General features: G+C 66.9%; 16 protein-coding genes. 9 read left to right on the forward strand and 7 right to left on the reverse strand.

Going from position 1 to position 16,124, the window contains the following annotated elements:
* Nucleotides 1-5: 5 nt before the first annotated feature.
* Both GGR25_RS21240 and GGR25_RS21245 read left to right on the forward strand, forming a co-directional pair.
* Nucleotides 6-884, forward strand: a complete 879-nt coding sequence (locus GGR25_RS21240; RefSeq protein ID WP_183400865.1) for a MurR/RpiR family transcriptional regulator — start codon at nt 6-8, stop codon at nt 882-884.
* Nucleotides 885-906: 22 nt separating this feature from the next.
* Nucleotides 907-1,971, forward strand: coding sequence for a D-TA family PLP-dependent enzyme (locus GGR25_RS21245; protein ID WP_183400866.1), 1,065 nt, complete (start codon nt 907-909; stop codon nt 1,969-1,971).
* A gap of 25 nt (nt 1,972-1,996) precedes the next feature.
* Here GGR25_RS21245 and GGR25_RS21250 read toward each other — a convergent pair whose 3' ends face one another.
* On the reverse strand, nt 1,997-2,356 hold the full coding sequence (locus GGR25_RS21250; RefSeq protein WP_183400867.1) for a hypothetical protein: 360 nt from the start codon (nt 2,354-2,356) through the stop codon (nt 1,997-1,999).
* Nucleotides 2,357-2,434: 78 nt separating this feature from the next.
* Nucleotides 2,435-2,629: a hypothetical protein gene (locus GGR25_RS21255; RefSeq protein WP_183400868.1), complete on the reverse strand. Its 195-nt coding sequence runs from the start codon at nt 2,627-2,629 to the stop codon at nt 2,435-2,437.
* 204 nt (nt 2,630-2,833) lie between these two features.
* On the opposite strand from GGR25_RS21255, the gene GGR25_RS21260 reads away from it, so the two are divergent.
* The 3 genes from GGR25_RS21260 (at nt 2,834) to GGR25_RS21270 (ending at nt 5,772) form a co-directional block, all read left to right on the forward strand.
* Nucleotides 2,834-3,058, forward strand: a complete 225-nt coding sequence (locus GGR25_RS21260; protein ID WP_183400869.1) for a hypothetical protein — start codon at nt 2,834-2,836, stop codon at nt 3,056-3,058.
* Nucleotides 3,059-3,202: 144 nt separating this feature from the next.
* Nucleotides 3,203-4,606 (forward strand): pyridoxal-phosphate dependent enzyme, encoded by a 1,404-nt coding sequence (locus tag GGR25_RS21265; RefSeq protein ID WP_183400870.1) that lies wholly within the window; start codon nt 3,203-3,205, stop codon nt 4,604-4,606.
* The gene (locus GGR25_RS21270; protein ID WP_183400871.1) at nt 4,603-5,772 is read left to right on the forward strand and encodes a cystathionine gamma-synthase; all 1,170 of its coding nucleotides are present in this window, start codon (nt 4,603-4,605) and stop codon (nt 5,770-5,772) included. Before GGR25_RS21265 ends, GGR25_RS21270 begins: the two co-directional genes overlap by 4 nt.
* A 68-nt stretch (nt 5,773-5,840) precedes the next feature.
* On the opposite strand, the gene GGR25_RS21275 is transcribed toward GGR25_RS21270, so the two are convergent.
* From GGR25_RS21275 to GGR25_RS21285, 3 genes are all read right to left on the reverse strand, one after another.
* Nucleotides 5,841-7,478: an FMN-binding glutamate synthase family protein gene (locus GGR25_RS21275; RefSeq protein WP_343068131.1), complete on the reverse strand. Its 1,638-nt coding sequence runs from the start codon at nt 7,476-7,478 to the stop codon at nt 5,841-5,843.
* 29 nt (nt 7,479-7,507) lie between these two features.
* Nucleotides 7,508-9,613 carry an ATP-binding protein gene (locus tag GGR25_RS21280; protein ID WP_183400872.1) on the reverse strand — a complete coding sequence of 702 codons (2,106 nt, stop codon included), beginning with the start codon at nt 9,611-9,613 and terminating at the stop codon, nt 7,508-7,510.
* A 373-nt stretch (nt 9,614-9,986) separates the two neighbouring features.
* A complete protein-coding gene (locus GGR25_RS21285) occupies nt 9,987-10,412 on the reverse strand; it encodes a winged helix-turn-helix transcriptional regulator (RefSeq protein ID WP_183400873.1) in 426 nt (141 codons plus the stop codon).
* Between the two features lie 103 nt (nt 10,413-10,515).
* On the opposite strand from GGR25_RS21285, the gene GGR25_RS21290 reads away from it, so the two are divergent.
* Nucleotides 10,516-11,328, forward strand: coding sequence for an SDR family NAD(P)-dependent oxidoreductase (locus GGR25_RS21290; RefSeq protein ID WP_183400874.1), 813 nt, complete (start codon nt 10,516-10,518; stop codon nt 11,326-11,328).
* Between the two features lie 179 nt (nt 11,329-11,507).
* Here the strand turns inward: GGR25_RS21290 and GGR25_RS21295 are convergent, their stop codons facing one another.
* Nucleotides 11,508-12,404 (reverse strand): SDR family oxidoreductase, encoded by an 897-nt coding sequence (locus GGR25_RS21295; RefSeq protein ID WP_183400875.1) that lies wholly within the window; start codon nt 12,402-12,404, stop codon nt 11,508-11,510.
* Nucleotides 12,405-12,532: 128 nt separating this feature from the next.
* Here GGR25_RS21295 and GGR25_RS21300 point away from each other — a divergent pair, with 128 nt between their 5' ends.
* Nucleotides 12,533-13,363, forward strand: a complete 831-nt coding sequence (locus GGR25_RS21300) for a helix-turn-helix transcriptional regulator (protein ID WP_183400876.1) — start codon at nt 12,533-12,535, stop codon at nt 13,361-13,363.
* 85 nt (nt 13,364-13,448) lie between these two features.
* Here the strand turns inward: GGR25_RS21300 and GGR25_RS21305 are convergent, their stop codons facing one another.
* On the reverse strand, nt 13,449-13,952 hold the full coding sequence (locus GGR25_RS21305) for a nucleoside deaminase (protein WP_183400877.1): 504 nt from the start codon (nt 13,950-13,952) through the stop codon (nt 13,449-13,451).
* A gap of 235 nt (nt 13,953-14,187) precedes the next feature.
* Here GGR25_RS21305 and GGR25_RS21310 point away from each other — a divergent pair, with 235 nt between their 5' ends.
* Both GGR25_RS21310 and osmF read left to right on the forward strand, forming a co-directional pair.
* Nucleotides 14,188-14,967 (forward strand): cysteine hydrolase family protein, encoded by a 780-nt coding sequence (locus GGR25_RS21310; protein ID WP_183400878.1) that lies wholly within the window; start codon nt 14,188-14,190, stop codon nt 14,965-14,967.
* Nucleotides 14,968-15,172: 205 nt separating this feature from the next.
* Nucleotides 15,173-16,114: a glycine betaine ABC transporter substrate-binding protein OsmF gene (gene osmF / locus GGR25_RS21315; protein ID WP_183400879.1), complete on the forward strand. Its 942-nt coding sequence runs from the start codon at nt 15,173-15,175 to the stop codon at nt 16,112-16,114.
* The last annotated feature ends 10 nt before the right edge of the window (nt 16,115-16,124 follow it).

The following is a 16,124-nucleotide window of genomic DNA, read 5'->3' on the forward strand; positions in this document are numbered from 1 at the left end:
CAGCCATGGCGTCGATCGTCGACCTGATCGCGAGGCTGCGGGAAATCGAGGCGGATGGCAGCCGCTCCGATCGACGCCTCGCGACCGTGGTCCTCGGCGATCTCGACTTCGCGTCCAAGGCCTCGATCGACGATCTCGCCGCCCGGGCGGGCGTGAGCGAGCCGACCGTGACGCGCTTCTGCCGCACGCTCGGCACCGACGGCATCCGCGACTTCAAGTTCCGCCTCGCCCAGGCGCTGGCGATCGGCGGCGCGTTCCTCGTGCCGCGTCCGCCGGCAGCCGAGGGGCGGCGGATCGTCGATACCATTGCCGATGCCGCGATCGGCGCGATCGAGGCGATGCGCGCCAGCGCCGACCCCGAACGCATCGAGGCGGCGGCGGAGCGGCTAGCGAGCGCGCGCGCCGTGCTCGCCTATGGCTCGGGCGGCTCGTCGTCGATCGCGGCGAGCGAAATGCAGCATCGCCTCTTCCGCCTCGGCATTGCCGTCGCCGCCTATTCGGACGGCGAACTGCAGCGCATGACCGCATCCGCGGCCGGGCGTGACACGGCCATCGTCGCCTTTTCGATATCGGGCCATGTACGGCCGATCGTGGAAGCGGTGACGATCGCGCGCCAGTATGGCGCCTCGACCATCGTCGTCACGGCGCCCGCCTCGCCGCTCGCCGAGGCTGGCGAGATCGTCGTTCCCTTCTCGATCGGCGAGGACGACGTCGCCCTGCTCCGCCCGTCGCCGACACGCTATGCGCTGATCGGCTGCGTCGACATGCTGGCGCTGGCCACCGCCGAGGCCATGGGCCCGCAGGTGCTGGAACGGCTGCGCCGCATCAAGCAGAACATCAACACGCTGAAGCACAACGATCCCGGTCTGCCGATCGGCGACTGAGAGCCACGCAAGGAGAATACCCATGTCCCAGTCCATCGACGCGCTCGAAACTCCCTGCATCATCGTCGATCTCGACAAGGCGGAGGCGAACCTGAAGCGCGCGCAGGACTATGCGGATGCGAACGGCGTGCATCTGCGCCCGCACATCAAGACGCACAAGCTGCCCTCCTTCGCCCGGCGCCAGGTCGAGCTCGGCGCGATCGGCATCACCTGCCAGAAGCTCGGCGAAGCCGAAGTGATGGCCGATGCCGGCATCGAGGACATCTTCCTGCCCTACAACCTGATCGGCGTGGAGAAGCTGCATCGCCTGCGCCGGCTGGCCGAGCGGGTGAAGCTCGCCGTGACCGCGGACAGCGCCTTCGTCATCGACGGCTATGGTCGGGCTTTCGCGGACAGCTCGCTCCCGCTCGTAGTCCTGGTCGAATGCGACACCGGCATGGGACGCGCCGGCGTGCAGACGCCGGAAGAAGCCGTCACGCTCGCCCGCCGGATCGACGCCACGCCGGGCCTCACCTTCGGCGGCATCATGACCTACCCGGCAACGGGCAAGGCGGCCGAAGCCCGCATCTGGCTGGATACGGCCGTCGCGGCGCTCACCGCCGCCGGCCTGCCGCCGCGCATCGTCTCGACCGGCGGCACGCCGGATCTTTGGCATGCGCACGAGACGGCCGCCGCCACGGAGTATCGGCCGGGCACCTATATCTATCTCGACCGGTTCCAGGTTGAGAAGGGCGTCGGCACGATCGATGATTGCGCACTGACGGTGCTGACCACGGTAGTGAGCCGGCCGAACGACAATCGCGCCATCGTCGATGCTGGCTCGAAGTCGCTGACCAGCGATCTGCTCGGCATGTCCGGCTACGGCCAGTTGCTCGGCTATCCCGAGGCCGTGATCGCGGGGCTCAGCGAGGAGCACGGCACGATCGATCTGTCGGCATCCAAGGAAAAGCCCGCCATCGGCGAGCGGGTCCACATCCTGCCGAACCATGTCTGCCCGGTCGTGAACCTCTTCGATCGGGTTCACCTGGTCTCCAAGGGCCGGGTCGTGCGGACGGAAGTGGTCGCGGCGCGCGGCCGCGTGGACTGACGCGCGAGGCAGACGGCGCCGGGGCTCAGTCCTCGGCGCCATCGGCCGCGAGGCCCTTCATGGCGTCGGAGACGCGGCGCCTCAGGTCATACAGCACTTCGAAATGGCTCTTCAGCTCCTCGCGGCGGCGCTCGCCGCGCACGAGGAAGCGCTCTGCCGAGTCGACGAGCTCGTTGCTCTCGCGATCACGCTCGGTCTCGCCGTCGATGACATCGCCATAGAGAAACGCGGCGCGCGCCCGCGCATCCTCGAGCCGCTTCCCGAGGCCGATAAGCTCGCTTTCCGCATCGGCGATGGCGCGGTTGACGGCCTGCTCGACGATCGAAAGCCGCTCCACGTCGCTGCGAAGATCGCGTTCCCTGGATCGGAATCGTGGAAAAAGCACGCCAATGCCCCCTACGCTCTGTATCGCCCAACGGAAGGAAGGGCGGCCTCAGGCCGACCCCTGCCCCGGGCGTCGGATCTAGCGGGACTTGCCGTGACCGGCGGGTCCGAGATCCTCGATCATATGCTCCACTGCCACGATCGTATTTTCGAGGTCCGATATCTTCCGGATAGCGCTCTCGGTCGGCAGCCCGTCCGCCATAGCCGCTTGACTGATCAGCTTCTGCTGCTGCTCGACGAGCCGGCTCCGCAGGACGGTGAGCTTCTTATGCATGAATTCGGTACTCCTGAACCGGCGCGCATTATAGGACCGTTGCCGCACGCAGCAATGCCGTAAACTCCGGCGGCGCTCGGAACGCTTCGCACGATCCTGGGGAAGGATTGCCCCTCGGGAGGTCAACGTTTCGTAAACACTTGACCCACCGGCGGGCATTGGCCGATTCTTTCCCTATCGAATCAACGCGATGGGAGATTCGCCATGATGCGCCGCATGTTTCTGACGGCCGCACTCGATCGGCTCATCGAAGAAGGCGAGATCCGGCGCCGGTCGAATGCGTTTCGCGTGATGAAGATGGTGATCGAGGACGGCGTCGCCGTTCTCGACGAGAACCAGCGGAATTTCTACGAGGAAAAGCTGATTCCCAAGATCGAGCAGGTCACGCTCTACCGCTCGCATGAGCCGGCCCGGGCATCCGCACGATAGATATTCCGCTTTTTCCCCTGATCGCCGAATAACATACCCCCAGCGACGGTGCGCAGCGCGTCCATCCGGCTTGAGCCGGTGGGCGCGTACGACTAGAGGTCATGCCGTATTCGATCGCCGCGAGGAGCGGCAGGAGACGACGGCATGACAAACGAGACCACGCCGCGGCCGGTGCCGCGCCTTGTCCATTCGAGCCTCGACCTCATCGGCAAGACGCCGATGCTCGAGCTTTCGAGATTCGACACCGGCCCTTGCCGGCTCTTTGCGAAGCTGGAGAGCCAGAATCCAGGCGGTTCGATCAAGGATCGCGTGGCCCTGTCCATGATCGCCGCCGCCGAACGCGACGGCCGCCTGAAGCCGGGCGGCACCATCGTCGAGGCGACCGCGGGCAATACCGGCCTCGGCCTCGCCCAGGTCGGCCTGCCCAAAGGCTATCGCCTGATCCTCGTCGTGCCGGACAAGATGTCGCGCGAGAAGGTGCAGCATCTGCGGGCCATCGGCGCAGAAGTCCGCACGACGCGCTCCGATGTCGGCAAGGGTCATCCCGAATATTACCAGGATATGGCCGAGCGCATCGCGGCCGAAACGGGTGGCTTCTACGTCAACCAGTTCGGAAATCCTGCCAATCCTGAGGCGCATGAGACGACGACGGCGCCGGAAATCTACGAGCAGCTCGAAGGCAAGGTCGATGCGATCGTGGTCGGCGTCGGCTCCGGCGGGACGTTGAGCGGCATCGGCCGTTATTTCAAGCGCGTCTCTCCCACGACCGAGATGGTGCTCGCCGATCCGAAGGGATCGATCCTGGCGCCGCTGATCCAGACCGGCGAGACGATCGAGCCCGGCAGTTGGGCGGTCGAGGGCATCGGCGAGGACTTCGTTCCGCCGAACGCGGATCTGTCGCTGGTGTCGCGCGCCTTCACGATCACCGATGCGCAGAGCATCACCGCCGCGCGCGAGCTTCTGGCCCGTGAAGGCATCCTGGCGGGGTCCTCGTCCGGAACGCTGCTTGCGGCAGCGCTGCGCTATTGCCGCGAACAGACGGTGCCGAAGAACGTCGTCACGCTCGTCTGCGACAGCGGCAACAAGTATCTCTCCAAGGTGTTCGACGACGTCTGGGTGGCCGAACAGGGCCTCACCGACCGCGTCCGGCACGGCAATCTGCGCGATCTGGTCGCGCGCTCGGTCGCGGCGGGTGCGGCGGTCACCGTCTCGCCGGGCGATACGCTGTCGACGGCCTATGCCCGCATGCGCTCGGCCGATGTCTCGCAGCTCCCGGTGCTCGACCAGGGCCGCCTCGTCGGCATCCTCGACGAGAGCGATGTGCTGAACGCGCTTCATCTGGCGCGCAAGGGCGATCGGCCGAGCTTCTCGGCCATGGTGGCCGACGCCATGGTGACAAAGCTCAATACGCTGCCGCCCAGCGCGCCGGTCGAGGCCTTGCTGCCGGTGTTCGAGCGCAACGAAGTCGCCATCGTGACGGAAGGCGACGATTTCATCGGTCTCATCACGCGCATGGACCTGATCAACCATCTGAGGCTCGCACCGTGACCAGCACCGAACGACCGAACCGCCTCGCCTTCGCGACGCGGGCCATCCATGGCGGCCAGAGCCACGATCCGCTGACCGGCGCCGTCATGGTGCCGATCTATGCGACCTCGACCTTCGCGCAGGAAAGCCCGGGCGTTCACAAGGGCTTCGAATATGGCCGCTCGCAGAACCCCACGCGGTTCGCCTTCGAGCGCGCCATGGCCGATCTCGAAAGCGGCAGCGCCGCCTTCGCCTTCGCCTCCGGCCTCGCCGCGATCTCGACGACGCTCGAGTTGCTGTCCTCGGGCGATCACATCGTCGCCAGCGATGATCTCTATGGCGGCACGTTCCGCCTGCTGGAACGGGTGCGCAAGCGCTCCGCCGGCCTCAAGATCGATTTCGCCGATTTCACGGACCTCGCGAAGATCGAGGCGGCGATCCGGCCCGAGACCAAGCTGCTCTGGGTCGAGACGCCGACCAATCCGATGCTGCGCATCGTCGATCTCGAGGCCGTCGCGGCGCTCGCCAAGCGGCGTGGCGTCCTGGTGGTGGCCGACAACACCTTTGCCAGCCCCTATATCCAGCGCCCGCTCGAACTCGGCGTCGACATCGTCGTCCATTCGACGACCAAATATCTGAACGGCCATTCGGACATGATCGGCGGCGTTGCGGTCGTCGGCGACAATCCGGATCTCGTCGCCCAGATGCGCTTCCTGCAGAACGCGATCGGCGCGATTTCGGGACCTTTCGACAGCTTCCTGGCGCTGCGCGGTCTGAAGACGCTGGCGATCCGCATGCAGCGCCATTGCGAGAACGGGCTTGCGATCGCCCGCTGGCTCGAGAAGCGCTCCGACGTGCGCCGCGTGATCTATCCGGGCCTCGAGAGTCATCCGCAGCATGCGCTGGCGAAGCGGCAGATGCATGCCTTCGGCGGCATGATCACGGTCGAGCTCGATCGGGATCTCGCCGGCACGCGGCGCTTCCTGGAGCGGGTGCAGATCTTCACGCTCGCCGAGAGCCTCGGCGGCGTCGAGAGCCTCATCGAGCATCCGGCGGTGATGACGCACGCCTCGATCCCGCCGGAACAGCGGGCGGCGCTGGGCATCTCGGATTCGCTGGTGCGCCTGTCGGCCGGCATCGAGGCGGCCGAGGATCTCATCGCCGACATCGAGCAGGCGCTCGCTTGATCAAGACGGGCGCGCCGTCACAGCGCGCCCCTCAACCCATTGATATCATTTGATTCTAGAGACGACCTTCAGCTCGGAAGCGCATCGAAGGATTCGGCTTGCGCGATCGCCCAGCTGTGGTGGTAGAAGCTCTCGACCGCGCCGGCCGGCGGGTTCAACAGTTCGCCCGGCTTCAGGAAGACGTGCAGCTGCGACAGCAGGCGGATCTCCGAGGTCGAGACCCGCTGGGCCAGATGATGCGGACCGAGCTTCGAGGGATGGTCGAGGCCGGCGGCGGCGAGCATCTCGGCCAGCGCATGCAGCGAGTGGCGATGGAACGAGGCGACGCGCTCCGCCTTGTCGGGAACCACGATGGAGCGCTGGCGTAGCGGGTCCTGAGTCGCGACGCCGGTCGGGCAGCGATTGGTGTGGCAGTGCAGCGACTGGATGCAGCCGATCGCGAACATGAAGCCGCGCGCCAAATTCGCCCAATCGCCGCCAATGGCGAAAATCTCGGCCATATCGAAGGCGGAAATGATCTTGCCGCTCGCGCCGATCCGGATCCGCCCGCGCAGCCCCGCCCCGACCAGCGTGTTGTGGACGAAGAGCAGCCCTTCGCGCAGCGGCACGCCGATATGGTCGGCGAATTCGACCGGCGCCGCGCCGGTGCCGCCTTCCGCGCCGTCGACCACCACGAAGTCCGGTACGATGCCGGTCGCCAGCATCGCCTTCACGATGCTCATGAACTCCCAGGGGTGACCGACGGCGAGCTTGAAGCCGACCGGCTTGCCGCCGGAGAGACGGCGGAGCTCGGCGAGGAAGTGCATCATCTCGGTGGGCGTATCGAAGCTCGAATGGCGCGCCGGCGAGATGCAGTCGCGCCCTTCCGGGACGCCGCGTGCCTCGGCGATCTCCCGCGTCACCTTGTGGCCGGGCAGGATGCCGCCATGGCCGGGCTTCGCCCCCTGGCTGAGCTTCAGTTCGATCATGCGGATCTGCGGGTTCGCGGCCTTCTCCGCGAATTTCTCCGGATCGAAGCGCCCGTCGTCGGTGCGGCAGCCGAAATAGCCGCTCGCGATCTGCCAGACGAGGTCGCCGCCGCCTTCGAGGTGATACGGGCTGACGCCACCCTCGCCGGTATCGTGATGGAAGCCGCCGAGCCGGGCACCGCGATTGAGCGCGCGGATGGCGTTGGCCGAGAGCGAGCCGAAGCTCATCGCCGAGATGTTCATCACCGACGCCGCATAGGGCTGCGCGCATTGATCATTGCCGATCACGACGCGAAAGCTCGCCGGGTCGGGCACCGGCACCGGGCGCACGGAATGGCCGATGAACTCATGGCCGCGCCGATAGACATCCTGCAGCGTGCCGAAGGGGCGCTGGTCGATCTCGTTCTTGGCGCGCTGATAGACCAGCGATCGCTCGGTGCGCGAAAACGGCACCTTCTCGCTGTCGGTCTCGAACAGATATTGCCGCAGCTCCGGCCGCATGGCTTCGAAGATCCAGCGCAGATGCCCGACGACCGGATAATTGCGCAGCAGCGCATGCCGCTTCTGGACAAGGTCGTAGATGCCGAGAACGCCCAAGGCGAAGGCGGTCACGAACAGGACGAGCGGCCGCCCCGTCTCGGCGACGCGTAGGAGCGTGAGCAGGGCCACCACCCAGCACAGGACGAAGACCGCGTAGCGGCTGAACAGCGACAGCGGCAAGCGTCGAAAAACCGGCACGGTCGGCCCTCCCGAAGAAACGCGGCCGTTCAGCGGGGGTCATCCTCGTCCAGCGCGGCGCGGATGCCCGCGGCCAGTTGCTCGATCGTGAACGGCTTGCCGATCAGCCTGATATCCGGTCCGAGGAAGCCGCCCTGGGCGACCGCGTCCCGCGTATAGCCCGTCATATAGAGCACTTTGAGGTTCGGCCGCAGGACCCGCGCCTTGTCGGCGAGTTGGCGCCCGTTCATGCCGGGCATGACGATGTCGGTGACGAGGATGTCGATGCGCTGCTCCGATGCGACGATATCCAGCGCTGCCGACGCCCGGTCGACGGCGACGACCGTGTAGCCGAGCTCCTGCAGGGATTCGAGGCTGAGCCGACGCACCTCCGCCTCGTCCTCCACGAGCAGCACGACCTCGCTGGGTCGCGCGACCGGCACCGCCTCCCGGGACGAGAGACGGCGTTGGCCTGCGGCAGCGTCGCTGCCGGCATAGCGCGGCAGGTAAATCCGCACCGAGGTTCCGACGCCTGGCTCGCTGTCGATCCTCACATGGCCGCCCGACTGGCGCACGAAGCCATAGACCTGGGACAGGCCGAGCCCGCTGCCCTTGCCGACGCCCTTGGTGGTGAAGAACGGCTCGAACACGCGCTTCACGACATCCGCGCTCATGCCCGTCCCGGTATCCGTGACCGCGATCGTGACATAGTCGCCCATGGGCACGCTGGCACGCTGTGCCGCGTCCGCGTCGGAGAGATCGGCATTGGCCGTCTCGATGATCAGCCTGCCGCCATCGGGCATGGCATCGCGCGCATTGACGGCGAGATTGAGCAGCGCGTTCTCGAGCTGCGCCGGATCCGCATGAGTCGTCCAAAGGTCCGGACCGATGGCCGCGCGGATTTCGATCGCCTCGGTCAGCGTGCGCTGCAGCATCTCCGACATGCTGGTGACGAACTGTCCGGGGTCCAGCACGCGCGGCGAAAGCGGCTGCTTGCGCGCGAAGGCAAGCAGACGCTGCGTCAGAGCCGCTGCCCGCTGCGCGCCCTCCTGCGCGGCGGCGACGTGGCGGCCGACATCGGTATCCCCACGCTGCAGGCGGCGCTCGATCAGATTGAGGCTGCCGACGATGACCGCCAGCATATTGTTGAAATCATGGGCTATTCCGCCGGTCAGCTGGCCGATCGCTTCGATCTTCTGCAACTGGCGGACCTGATCCTCGGCCCGCTCGCGCCGCTGCATCTCCGCCGTGAGTTCGTCATTGGCGCGCGCCAGCGAACGGCGCGCCGCCTGCTCGCGCCGCGCATCGCGGATCGCCAGCACCGTGAGCAGGGCGAGCAGGATGATCGCGAAGCCGGGCAAGGGCAGCATGCCGAACAGCCAGCCCCTCCAGCCCTCTGTGACGGCGCCCTTGGAGACGTCGACAGAGAGAAAGATCGGATAGGAGCCGACGCGACGGAAGCTGCCGAAGCGCTCGTCTCCCGCCTCGCCGCCCGAGAACGAGCCGTCGCGCGGAAGGTCGACGAGCCGGCTGGCAAGGCCGGCCGGCTGCGCCAGGCCGGTATCCGGGATCTGAGCGAGGACCTCGTTCGTCGGCACGCGCGACAGCGTTACCCGCGCGTCATAGGGCAGCGCGAGCCCGCCCCAATAGTTGCTGAAATAGTCGATTCCCGCCGTGACCGACGCCATCCCGCGAAGGCTGTGATCGGCGTTTTCCATGCGCTTGGAAAGCAGGAAGGTCGGACGGTGTGTCACCTTTCCGACGATACGCGGGCCGATGAAGAGCTCGTCGACCGGCATCCGCGCTGCCTTGAAGTTCTCGCGATCGGTGGCGTTCGATTTCGGCGCCGGAAAGGCGAAGCTCGTTGCCCTGAGCTCTCCATCCTGGTCGTTGAGCCAGACATCCTCGATGTGAGGTATACCCTCCACCAATCCCGAGAGCTGGCGATGGAGCGCGTCGGAGCCGGCAATCTCGTCCCACGACAGTCCATGGACCAGGACTGAGGCGCCGCTGAGCGCAACCTCGGCGACCTCGAACAGACGGCTGGCGTGATCCGAAAGGAAGAAGGCTTCTGTCTTCAGCTCGGCGTTCGCATCGTCGAAGCGACGCTGATATTCCGTTCGCGCGACCGTAACCGTGCCGGCGATCGTCAGCATGATTCCAAGAAGACCGATCGCGGCGACAAGCCACGCGACACCAAATCGCGCCCCGAGACGCCTCAGATTGGATAACACCCATTCGCCCCAGACGGTCACGGCCCCCGCCGCTAGCGCACGACCCTATATGGACCGCGGGGGCTGTGCCAAGACCTCAGGGCAGGCGAGCCGGTATACGGGCCGAAGGTCCCGCATCGCGACTCCGGCCCCATCGGATCTCGCCGCCATGTCCCGGGTTCAGGGGGCATTGAACGCTCCGGCGGCCGCAGGTTCGACGCGCCGCACCCATCTGGCGTTCCCATCTTCGCGCGCCGCCCGAGGCCGCTCTCCGAAACGCAGCCTCGGCAGCAGGATCGACGTGCTGGAGCGGCCCCTACCGGGACACCACCGCTTCGCGCGGGTGCCCATGTTCATCACGGCCCCGCTCCGCTGATGCATCACCGGCATCGAAGCGCCGCTGCGCCGCGCTCAGATCGTCCTGGTGATCCAGCGCCCAGTCATAAAGCGCCAGGAAGGGCGCCTGCAGCGTGCGCCCGAGCGGCGTGATCGAATAGACCACGGCGATCGGCGATGCCGTGACGACATGGCGCTCCACCAGGCCGTTTCGCTCCAGCCGGCGCAGCGTCTCCGTCAGCGCCTTCTGCGTGATCCCGTCCAGCCGCCGCCGGAGCGCGTTGAACCGCTTCGGCTCCTCGCACAGGAAGGTGAGGATCAGGATCGACCATTTATGGGCGATCTGCTCGAGCACGGGCCGCACGATCGGGATCGTCGCGACGACCTGCTCCTCGGTGTAGGGCATCGGGGTCTCCTCGAATAGACCTAGGCTAACTATAGTGCCTAATTGACACCTAGTACATGAAATATACCTATCTGGTCGGCCCAATTCCACTGAGGAGACAGCCTTGACCCATTCCCATTCGACCAAGCCCGGCACCGCGATCGTGACCGGCGCCTCATCCGGCATCGGCAAGGTCTATGCCGACCGGCTCGCCGCGCGCGGCTATGACCTCGTCCTAGTCGCGCGGCGCGAAGAGCGCCTCAAGGACATCGCCGCGGATCTGCGGCAGCGCTACGGCGTGAATGCCGACGTTCTGGTTGCCGACCTGTCGCGACCGGACGGAACGGCGGCCGTCGCCGATCGCCTGTCGCGCGACGCTTCGGTTTCGCTGCTGGTCAACAATGCCGGATTTTCCGCCCTGAAGCCGCTGACCAACACGCCGGATCCGGTCATCACCGACATGATCGGCCTCAACGTCACGGCGCTGACATTGCTGTCGAAGGCGGCGCTCGCCGCATTCAAGCAGCGCAATGCCGGGACGCTCGTCAATATCGGTTCCGGGGCCGGCTTCGCGCCCTATCCCGGCATCCCCGTCTATGGATCGACCAAAGCGTATGTCTATCTGTTCACCCAGAGCCTGCAGGGCGAGGTCGAGGGCACGGCCGTGCGCGTGCAGTTGGTCCTGCCGGGCGCCGTCGTCTCGGAAGGCTGGGATGTCGCGGGCGGCGCGGACCTCGATCCCCTGCCCGAGAGCATCGTGATGACGACCGAGGATTGCGTCGATGCCGCCCTTGCGGGGCTGGACCAGGGCGAGCGCGTCACGGCGCCGTCGCTCCACGACGACGCGAGTCTCAGGGACTATGAAGGCCTCACCGGCAGGCTGCTCCAATCGATGTTCGATGGACGACCGGCAGCGCGCTATCGGGTCGGCAGCTAGGACGGCGCATGCGTTGATAGAAGCGCAGACCGAGCCCCCAACGCAGCCGTCATCCTGGCGAACGCCGGGATCCATCCAGCCGTGCGGCTCGCTATCTGAGCTCCCAATGCTCCGGCTGCATGGATCCCGGATCAAGTTCGGGGTGCAGGCCGGCCGGCCCAGCCTGCGCCCCGACCCTCTCAGGCTGCGAAGTAGATGTCCTGCTCCAGTTCCTCGATCAGACCGGGACCGGTCGGCGCCCAGCCGAGCCGGGCACGGGTCAGCGCGGCGGATGCAGGCACGTCCATCGCGGCGAAGCGGCCGAACCATCCGAAATGTTCGACGGCCGCGCTGAGCGGGATCGATGCGACCGGCACGCCGAGCTGCCGGCCGATGACGGAGGCGATGTCGCGGAAGGCGACGCCCTCGTCGCCGATCGCGTGGTGACGCTGGCCGGCGGCGCCCTGTTCGAGCGCCAGGCGGTAGAGCGCCGCCGCATCGTCGCGATGCACGGCCGGCCACCGATTGTCGCCGGCGTCGATATAGGCCGAGACGCCCTTCTGCCGGGCGATCGCGATCAGGATGGGCACGAAGCCATGATCGCCGGCGCCGTGCACGCTGGGAGGAAGGCGAACGACGCCCGCCTTGATGCCTCTCGCCGCCAAGGCGAGGCCGGTCTGCTCGGAGACGCGCGGCACGCTTTCATAGACACTGGGGTCCGGCTCGTCCTCCTCGGTCGTCGGCCGGCCGAAACTGAGGCCGGCGACGCCCGACGTCACGAGCAGCGGGCGGTCAGAGCCGGCGAGCGCATCGCCGAACGCCGCGATGGCGCGGCGGTCGACCTCCACCGAATGGCCGAAATTGGCGAAGTCATGGATGAAACCGCAATGGATCACGCCATCGGCCGCATCGGCCCCGGCGGCGAGGCGATCGAGATCCGTGAGTTCGCCGGTCAGGACCTTCGCGCCGGCCGCTCGCAGCGCCGCGGCCGAAGCCTCGGAGCGAGCCAGCCCCGTTACCTCATGACCGGCGGCGATGAGCTGCCGCACCACGCCGGAACCGACGAAACCACTGCCGCCCGTAATGAAGACACGCATGGGCTTTCCTTTCGTGCTGTCTGATGGCACGAGACATAGCCGGCCGCGTCGCACGAAAAAGACGGGACATCATACCGGTATGGCGACTAACAGGCTGGGTCCGCGCGTCGCCGGAAGGGAGCTCCGCCATGAATGGCAGAGACAAGGCACTCGGCATTTTCCTGAAGGACCGCCGCGCGCGGCTCGATCCCGCGGCGTTCGGCTTTCCGCCGGAAAGGCGCCGCACGCCGGGGCTGCGCCGTGAGGAAGTGGCGCAGCTCGCCCATGTCAGCACCACCTGGTACACCTGGCTCGAGCAGGGGCGCGGCGGCGCGCCCTCGGCCGATGTCATCGAGCGCCTCGCCCGTGCGCTCGCCCTGACCGACGCCGAACGCGAGCACCTTTATCTCCTCGCGCAGGATCGGCCGCCGCGGGCCGAGGCTGCGATCCGGTCGGCCGTCTCGCCGCAATTGCAGCGCGTGCTCGATGCGATGGTCGATACGCCCGCCGTGGTGAAGACCCCCGACTGGACGGTGGTCGCCTGGAACCGCGCCGCCATCGCAGTGCTCGCCGATTATCCCCGCCTCGCGGAGCGGGATCGCAACATCCTGCGCCTCTTGTTCGGTCCGCACGGCCGCGACCGGCTGCATGACTGGGAGAGCGTCGCGCGCCTCGTGGTCGCCAATGTCCGCCGCGACATGGCACGGACGGGCTCGGCGCCCGAATCCGAGGCGCTGATCGAGGAGCTGTCGCGCGAGAGCGCCAGCTTCCGCGCCTTCTGGGCCGAGCAGGAAGTCAATGTGCATGGCGAGGGCATCAAGCATCTGCGCCACCCCCTCGCCGGGCCGCTCAAGCTCGAATATTCGACCTTCGCCGTCGAGGGGCGGCCGGATCTCGCCATGGTGATCTTCAACCCGGCGACGGACGAGGACCGCGCGAAGCTCTCCCGCCTCGTCGCCACGGCACTGGTGCCGGCTTAGAGCCGTTCGGTCCCTGAACGGCTCTATCCTGTCCTTGGTCGCGTTTTCTTCACGCGAACCGGTGCCCACTTCGCTCGAAAACGCTCTAGGCAGCCCAGAACGTCTCATGGACGATCGCTGCCTCGTCCTCCAGCATCGGGCCGGCCACCTCGATCCGGCGCTGGCCGGCGGCGAAGACCGTCTCGCAGGGCAGGTCCAGCGTCGGGTTCTCCGGATGATTGCCGGTGATCGTCTTCAGCCGCTTCTCGCTGAGCCCATAGACGAGGCGCCCGAGGCCGACCCAATAGGCGGCGCCGGCGCACATGGCGCAGGGTTCCGCCGATGTGTACATGGTGCAGCCCGCGAGGCGCTCCGGACCATAGGCGATGCCGGCCCGCGTCATCAGCACGCGCTCGGCATGGCCGGTCATGTCATGGTCTGGCATGAAGCCGTTTTCCTGCTCCATCAGCACAGTGCCCTCCGCATCGACCAGGATCGCGCCGAAGGGATGCTGGCCCGACGCGAGCGAACGCTCGGCGACCTTGAAGGCAAGGCGAAGGAAATGCGCGTCCCGCTCTGTCCGGTCGGCGGGGATGGCCGTCATGGTCATGTCGTGCTCCGATGGCAATGCCCCATCGAAGCGGCGATTGGCGGCGCGCGCAAGCCATGTCGGCGATCCGGCAAGCGGCGCAATTCTTGCTTCGATGCAGGGTTCGTGCGGAGTGCGGCCCAACGGGCCTCGCGCTGCACAAATATGCGTCGTTGCGGCCCGGCTCGGCCGCGGCGGTTGATGGAATGAAACGGCCGCCGCGCGCGGCGCCGTGCGCCCTGGAAGGTCGACGAACATGAACAAGCCGATGCGGATGCTGGGAACGGGTGGGCGCAATGCCTGGCGGGTCGACGAGACGAGCGCCGATCTCGTGCGCGCGCCGCGCGTGCCCCGGCCGGTCAGCCTCGAAGCGCCGCCGAAGCGCGTCACCATCGACCTCGCCCGCACCGGCATCATCGTGATCGACATGCAGAACGATTTCTGCCACCCGGATGGCTGGCTCGCCCATATCGGCGTCGACGTGACGCCCGCGCGGGCACCGATCGCGCCGCTCGCTGCGCTGCTGCCGGAACTGCGCGCGGCCGGCGTGCCGGTGATCTGGCTCAACTGGGGCAACCGGCCGGACCGCCTCAATCTGAGCCCGGCGCTGCTGCACGTCTATAACCCGAGCGGTGCCGGCGTCGGTCTCGGCGATCCGCTCCCCGGCAACGGATCGCTCGTCCTCGAACTCGGCAGCTGGGCCGCCGCGGTCGTCGACGAGCTCGCGCCGGCCGAGGGCGACATCCATGTCGCGAAATACCGCATGTCCGGCTTCGTCGACACGCCGCTTGACAGCATCCTGCGCAATCTCGACCTGACGACGCTCTTCTTCGCCGGCGTCAACGCCGACCAATGCGTGCTCGCGACGCTGATGGACGCCAATTTCCAGGGCTATGACACGTTCCTGCTCGAAGACTGCTCGGCGACCACATCACCGGACTTCTGCATGCAGGCGACCGTCTACAATGTGCGCCAGTGCTTCGGCTTCGTGACGCAATCGACGGAGTTGCTCGAAGGCATGGCCGCGGCGCGCTAGCGGATTCCCATTCCGCCGGGGCGACCAGAGGGGAACGTCATTCTCCGCCTTAAAGGAACAAAGAAAGAACATTCGTCGATCGACCGATGATTTTAGGCGCCCGGGAGGTTAGTGTAGGTCATCGGATCGATGTTCGGTCCTCCGGCGTTGCAATCCCGTAACCGTCGTCCGACCCGGCTTTCGCCGCCCCACTGGAGACAACGCGATGTCGCCCATCATCAGCCGCCGCTCGCTCATCGCGGCCGCAATCGTGCTGGCCGCCGGCCTGCCGCTCGCCCATGGCCCGGCCGCCTTTGCCGCCGAACCGGTCAAGGTCGGCTCCAAGATCGATACCGAGGGCTCGCTCCTCGGCAACATCATCATCGCCATCCTGGACGCCAACGGCATCCCGACGGTGAACAAGGTGTCGCTCGGCAACACCAAGATCGTGCGCGGCGCGATCACGGCCGGCGAGATCGACCTCTATCCCGAATATACCGGCAACGGCGCCTTCTTCTTCTCGATCGACAGCGATCCGGTCTGGAAGAACGCCAAGGAAGGCTACGAGAAGGTCAAGCAGCTCGACTATGACGCCAACAAGATCGTCTGGCTGACCCCGGCCCCGGCCGACAACACCTGGGTCATCGCCGTGCGCAAGGATGTCGCCGACACCAACAAGCTCGCGAGCCTCGAGGATTTCGCGAAGTGGATCAATGGCGGCGGCACGTTCAAGATCGCCGCCTCGGCCGAATTCGTCGAGAGCCCGGCGGCGCTGCCCGCGTTCCAGTCGGCCTATGGCTTCGCACTGAAGCCTGACCAGATCGTGGTGCTGGCCGGCGGCGATACGACGACCTTCATCAAGGCCGCGGCCGAGCAGACCTCGGGCGTCAACGGCTCGCTCGCCTATGGCACCGACGGCGCTCTGGCGGCGCTCGGGCTGGTCGCGCTCACCGACGACAAGGGCGTGCAGCCGGTCTATGCGCCGGCGCCGATCATCCGCGAGGCCGTGCTCAAGGACTATCCGCAGATCGCCGAGCTGCTGAAGCCGGCCTTCGAGAGCCTCGACGGCCCGACGCTGCAGGCCCTCAACGCGAAGATTGCCGTCGACGGCCTCGACCCCAAGCAGGTCGCCACGGACTATCTGAAGTCCAAGGGCCTGCTGAAATAGGACCCCGCCG

Origin of the sequence: Kaistia hirudinis (assembly GCF_014196455.1) — a bacterium.
In the GTDB taxonomy this organism is placed as follows: domain Bacteria; phylum Pseudomonadota; class Alphaproteobacteria; order Rhizobiales; family Kaistiaceae; genus Kaistia; species Kaistia hirudinis.

Bases quoted from the DNA above. Each gene is read 5' to 3' on its own strand.
- GGR25_RS21240 (WP_183400865.1), top strand. From the start codon at position 6: ATGGCGTCGATCGTCGACCTGATCGCGAGGCTGCGGGAAATCGAGGCG.
- GGR25_RS21245 (WP_183400866.1), top strand. From the start codon at position 907: ATGTCCCAGTCCATCGACGCGCTCGAAACTCCCTGCATCATCGTCGAT.
- GGR25_RS21255 (WP_183400868.1), bottom strand. From the start codon at position 2,629: ATGCATAAGAAGCTCACCGTCCTGCGGAGCCGGCTCGTCGAGCAGCAG.
- GGR25_RS21260 (WP_183400869.1), top strand. From the start codon at position 2,834: ATGATGCGCCGCATGTTTCTGACGGCCGCACTCGATCGGCTCATCGAA.
- GGR25_RS21265 (WP_183400870.1), top strand. From the start codon at position 3,203: ATGACAAACGAGACCACGCCGCGGCCGGTGCCGCGCCTTGTCCATTCG.
- GGR25_RS21280 (WP_183400872.1), bottom strand. From the start codon at position 9,613: ATGCTGACGATCGCCGGCACGGTTACGGTCGCGCGAACGGAATATCAG.
- GGR25_RS21285 (WP_183400873.1), bottom strand. From the start codon at position 10,412: ATGCCCTACACCGAGGAGCAGGTCGTCGCGACGATCCCGATCGTGCGG.
- GGR25_RS21295 (WP_183400875.1), bottom strand. From the start codon at position 12,404: ATGCGTGTCTTCATTACGGGCGGCAGTGGTTTCGTCGGTTCCGGCGTG.
- GGR25_RS21300 (WP_183400876.1), top strand. From the start codon at position 12,533: ATGAATGGCAGAGACAAGGCACTCGGCATTTTCCTGAAGGACCGCCGC.
- GGR25_RS21305 (WP_183400877.1), bottom strand. From the start codon at position 13,952: ATGACCATGACGGCCATCCCCGCCGACCGGACAGAGCGGGACGCGCAT.
- GGR25_RS21310 (WP_183400878.1), top strand. From the start codon at position 14,188: ATGAACAAGCCGATGCGGATGCTGGGAACGGGTGGGCGCAATGCCTGG.
- osmF (WP_183400879.1), top strand. From the start codon at position 15,173: ATGTCGCCCATCATCAGCCGCCGCTCGCTCATCGCGGCCGCAATCGTG.